The 4896-nt window shown below is 73.7% G+C and carries 6 protein-coding genes; 4 read left to right on the top strand and 2 right to left on the bottom strand.

All coding sequences use genetic code 11. The annotated features are described in order from the left end of the window. On the top strand, nt 1-643 hold a 643-nt coding region (locus tag DVA66_RS17055), incomplete at its 5' end, for a hypothetical protein (protein ID WP_157974080.1). Between the two features lie 4 nt (nt 644-647). Here the strand turns inward: DVA66_RS17055 and DVA66_RS17060 are convergent. Continuing rightward, nucleotides 648-1121, bottom strand: a complete 474-nt coding sequence (locus DVA66_RS17060; protein ID WP_114561137.1) for an AAA family ATPase — start codon at nt 1119-1121, stop codon at nt 648-650. Beyond that, nucleotides 1121-1294 (bottom strand): hypothetical protein, encoded by a 174-nt coding sequence (locus tag DVA66_RS21385; protein ID WP_198671884.1) that lies wholly within the window; start codon nt 1292-1294, stop codon nt 1121-1123. Before DVA66_RS21385 ends, DVA66_RS17060 begins: the two co-directional genes overlap by 1 nt. Nucleotides 1295-1357: 63 nt before the next feature. Here DVA66_RS21385 and map point away from each other — a divergent pair, with 63 nt between their 5' ends. From map to DVA66_RS17075, 3 genes are all read left to right on the top strand, one after another. Continuing rightward, complete coding sequence (gene map, locus DVA66_RS17065; protein WP_114561138.1) at nt 1358-2206, top strand: type I methionyl aminopeptidase; 849 nt, start codon at nt 1358-1360, stop codon at nt 2204-2206. Nucleotides 2207-2250: 44 nt separating this feature from the next. Beyond that, nucleotides 2251-2835: a dihydrofolate reductase family protein gene (locus DVA66_RS17070; protein ID WP_114561139.1), complete on the top strand. Its 585-nt coding sequence runs from the start codon at nt 2251-2253 to the stop codon at nt 2833-2835. Nucleotides 2836-2951: 116 nt separating this feature from the next. After that, entirely contained in the window at nt 2952-4409 is a 1458-nt protein-coding gene (locus tag DVA66_RS17075; RefSeq protein ID WP_114561140.1) for an HNH endonuclease signature motif containing protein, read from the top strand. Nucleotides 4410-4896: the final 487 nt, after the last annotated feature.

Genomic DNA, 4896 nt, shown 5'->3' on the forward strand with positions numbered 1-4896 from the left:
ACCGTCGCCGACGATCTCGGCCTGGGACGAGACCAGCCGCCCCACCCCCACGCCGACGCCGAGCCCGTCCCCGACCCCCACCCCGTCGCCGTCGGGCAGCGAGACCGCCGCGCCGCTGGAGGACTGCCCGGTCGGCGACCCCGGCACCCGGCAGGACCACCCGAGCGACGGGCTGGTGCACGGCGGCGGGCTGGCCTACGAGCCGGTGCCGGGCTGGGACGACTACAGCGCCTACGGCTACAGCTGGACCTACGACGCCGCCGGTCAGGTCGACTACGTGGTCGACAGCTGGATCGCCTCGACCGTGGTCGGCGCGGTGGCGATCGTCGACGGCTTCGAGACCCCGGAGACCGCCGCCGCGGACTTCCTCGCCTGCACGACGACGTCGGCGTTCTACCGCAACCTCACCGGCATCACCGAGCTGCGCAACGAGGCGATCACCGTCGACGGCCGGCCGGGCTGGTGGATCCGCGCGGAGATCCGGGTGGCGGGTGAGCAGGTGGAGGGCGACGTCAGTGACGTCATCGTGGTCGACAACGGCGACGGGGAGTCGCTGTCGTTCTACACCTCCTGCGCCCCGATCGGGGACACGGAGCGGATCGCGCTGATCGACGCCGCCCGGGAGTCGCTGCGCGTCGGCTGAGCGGTCAGTGCCGCACGACCACCAGGTCCTCCTCCGGCGCCGGCGGTTCCATCAGCCCCACCATGTGCTCGACGTCCGCCGCGGTGAGCACGTGCCGTCCGGCCGGGTTCGCCCGCGCTCGTCGGACCGCCTGCTCCGCAGCCCGGTCGACGGGGACGTCGAGCACGTGCAGCAGCACGCGGTGGGGTGCCGCCCACCGGACGGTCCGCTCCCGCTCGGCGCGGCGCCAGTGGTTCCAGTCCAGGACCACGTCCACACCCGCCGCGAGCACCTGGCCGGCCACCGAGAAGATGGCGTCCTTGGTCCGCGCGGCCTTCGCCGGGTAGTCGGCGTGGTCGAAGGGCAGCTCGTGCAGCGCGAGCACCCACTCGTCCAACGTGAAGCGCACCGCCCGCCCGTCCGCTGCGAGCGACTGCGCGAGGGTCGTCTTGCCGCTGGCCGGCAGCCCGTGGAGGAGGTGGACGCGCGGCGCGGGCATCAGTCCCAGCGTTCGTCCTCGGCGTCCCACTGCTCGTTGCGCTGGGCCACCTTCTCCATCGCCTGGGCGGCCTCCTCCCGGGTCGGGTAGGGACCGAGGCGGTTGAGCGCCTTGCAGCCCTCGCGGGTCTCGACGGTCTTGTGCTCCAGGCACCAGTAGTACTCGGCAGCCATCTGCGTCCTCCCTGTCGTCGCGAGCGCCGGGCCGCGCCGGGGGCCGCGGCTATCATCGCCCTCGTGCCAGCCATCGTGCCCTACCCGGTCTCGCCCGTGCGCAGCGTCCCCCGCTCGATCCCGCGGCCGGCCTACGTGGGGCGCGAGGCGCCGGAGCCCTACACGGGCAGCCACGTGCAGAGCGCGGAGACCGTCGAGAAGATGCGGGTGGCGGGCCGGATCGCGCACGAGGCGATGCACGCCGCGGCGGCCGCGATCGCGCCCGGGGTGACCACCGACGAGATCGACCGGGTCGGGCACGAGTACCTGCTGGACCACCACGCCTACCCCTCCACGCTGGGCTACCGGGGCTTCCCGAAGTCGCTGTGCACCTCCGTCAACGAGGTGATCTGCCACGGCATCCCCGACGCCCGCCCGCTCGAGGACGGCGACATCGTCAAGATCGACCTGACCGCCTACGTCGACGGCGTGCACGGCGACAACTGCGCCACCTTCTTCTGCGGTGACGTCGACGAGGACTCCCGGCTGCTCACCGAGCGCACCGAGGAGGCGATGAACCGGGCGATCAAGGCGGTCCGGCCCGGTCGCCAGGTCAACGTCATCGGCCGGGTGATCGAGTCCTACGCCAAGCGGTTCGGCTACGGCGTGGTGCGCGACTACACCGGGCACGGGGTGCACACCGCCTTCCACTCCGGGCTGGTCATCCCCCACTACGACGAGCCGCGCTACGACACCGTGATGCGGCCCGGGATGACGTTCACCATCGAGCCGATGATCACCCTCGGGACCCACGAGTGGGTGATGTGGGACGACGACTGGACCGTGCTGACCGCCGACGGCAGCCGCTGCGCCCAGTTCGAGCAGAGCATCGTCGTCACCGAGACCGGCGCGGAGGTCCTCACCGCCCCCTGAGCGCGCTGCGATGAGTCCGGCCTGCCCAGAGGGTCGGACCGGTCATGGCAGATGTGGCAGCAGGCGGGGCAGCCGGCGGCGGCAAGGTCGTCGTCAACCGGTCGGTGTCGGTGGACGGCTTCATCGCCGGGCCCGACGACGACATGGGCTGGGCCCTGCGGTACATGAGGGAGAACCGGTTCCCCGAGGTGATGGCCGAGACCGGCGCGATGCTGGTCGGACGCCGCACGCACGACGTGTCACGGCGGATGGCGGTCGAGGACACCGAGTACGACGGCGGACCGGTGTTCGTCCTGACCCACCACCCGCCGGCCGACGACCAGGGGGTGACGTTCCTCAGCTGCGACCTGCCGGAGGCCATCGCCGCGGCACGGGCCGCCGCGGACGGGAAGGACGTCGAGATCCTCGGGGCCGACCTCGCCACGCAGTGCCTCCAGCGGGGTCTGGTGGACGAGGTGCTCGTCTACGTCATCCCGGTGATCCTGGGCGACGGCGTGCGGTTCTCCGCTCCGGGGCTCAGCCCGGTCGAGCTCGAGCCCTACGAGAACCGCCAGTCGGGCCCGGTGACGATGCTCCGCTTCCGGGTGCTGAAGCAGCACGGAACCGCTGACGCGACCCCAACGCCCTGAGCCCGATCCAACGCCCTGAGCCTGTCGAAGGGCCATCCCACCGCCCAGCTGGACGCCGTCCACAGATTCGCTCGCACGATCGAAAACTGTCAGTCCCCTCCCGTAGCGTCAGGGCCATGGACGACGACGGACCCGACGCCGGAACGGTGCTGGCGCAGGTGCGCGAGCTGCGCCAGGTCGAGCTCGCGGCGAGCGCCGCGCTGCTGCAGCAGGCGGCGCGCTGGGCCGACCTGCACCCGGCACCGGAGCCGTCCCTGGCGGCCACCTACACCGAGCGCGGGAAGGACAGCGGCATGTGCCTGGGCGGTGAGGGCGTCCCGGGGGTGGCGCTCGACTGCGTGGCCGAGCTCGGCGCCGCGCTCGGGATGTCGACCACGGCCGGTGAGCGGCTGATCGGGCACGCCCTGGAGCTGCGGCACCGGTTGCCCCGGCTGTGGTCGTTGGTGCACGAGGGCCGGGTCGCCGCCTGGCAGGCCCGGCAGGTCGCCGAGCGCACCCTGGCGCTCAGCCGCGACGCCGCCGCCTTCGTCGACGCCCAGGTCGCCGGCGTGGCCGGACGGATCGGGCACGCGCAGCTCGAGCGGCTGGTGGGCGCGGCGGTGCTGCGCCACATGCCGGAGGAGGCTGAGCGTCGGCGTCTGGACGCCGCCGACCGGCGGTGCTTCCAGGTCGAGCACGACGCCACCGGTGAGCGGCACGGGTTGTCGGACGTGTTCGGACGGCTCGACCTGCCCGATGCGCTGGCCCTGGACGCCGCCGTGGCCGAGGGCGCGCACGCCCTGGGCCGGCTCGGCAGCACCGACTCGCTCGACGTCCGCCGGGCGAGGGCGGTCGGCGACCTGGCGCGCCGCCAGCCCGCGCTGGACCTGCTCACCACCGAGGCCGTCCAGCCCGGACGCGGAGCGCCGGTCGGCCGGGCCGCCGAGCGTGTCGTGCTGTACGTCCACCTGTCCGCCGCCGCGCTCGGGCGTCACGACGACGGCTCCGGGCGGGTGGAGAACACCGGCGCTGTCGTCACCGCCGGGCAGATCCGCGACTGGTGCGGACGGCCCGACGCGCGGGTGACGGTGAAGCCGGTGATCGACCTCACCACCGACGAGGGCGTCGAGGGCTACCGGATCCCGGCGTGGATGCGGGAGACGGTGGCCCTGCGCGACCGCACCTGCGTCTTCCCCTGGTGCTCACGCCCAGCGCACACCTACCAGGCCGGCCGCCGTCGCGACCCGGAGGACGACGAGCAGGGCTGGTCCTGCGACACCGACCACATCGTCGCCTACGACGCCGGCGGCCCGACCTCCACCGACAACCTGGCACCGCTGTGCCGGACACACCACCGGCTCAAGACCTTCGCCGGCTGGCGCTACCGCGTGACCGCCAACCGGACCTACGGGTGGACCAGTCCGCACGGGTGGCGGTACGCCCGCACACCCGACGGCGGCACCACCGCACTGGAGCCCCCACCACCTGGTCAGGTCCTGGACCGACCCTGTCGAGCCAGGAGCACCGCCAGTCGGGGCGACATCGGCGCAGGTGCGAACGGCCCTGGCCGGACCGCCGAGGGACCCCCGCGGTGAGCAGGAGCCGCCCGCGCGACCGACCTCGGCGTCCCAGACGCGAGCTGGCGTCCGTCACCCCGTCGCGCGGACCGTCTGACGACCCGCCGCCGTTCTGAACTGCCCACCCTGCACGCGTCCTACCAGCGCCACGGACCCGTCGAGCCGTCTTCCAGACGCGTTCGACGGGCCATCGGCCTGCCCATCGCCGGGAGGGACTGGAGGGCCCCGAGGCACGGCGCGCGGGTCGGAGGTCGAGGCCGAGGCGTCACGGGCGGCACCCGGGACGACACCGTCGGCCCCGCGTGGGCCGGCCGTCCGCTCGTTGGTCGGGGCCGCCGTCACCGGTTCGGGACGGCGGGTCCCAGCCGGCGCGCGATGGCCTACGCGCGCCGCAGACGCTGCGCCGGCAGCCACTCCACGCGCAACGACTCGGCGTCCTCGACCCAGGAGACCAGGGCCGACCACCGCCCGCCCTCGTGGCGCCACTGCACGACCACCCCGGGCC

This window comes from Desertihabitans aurantiacus (genome assembly GCF_003344635.1).
GTDB classification, from domain to species: Bacteria; Actinomycetota; Actinomycetes; order Propionibacteriales; family Propionibacteriaceae; genus Desertihabitans; species Desertihabitans aurantiacus.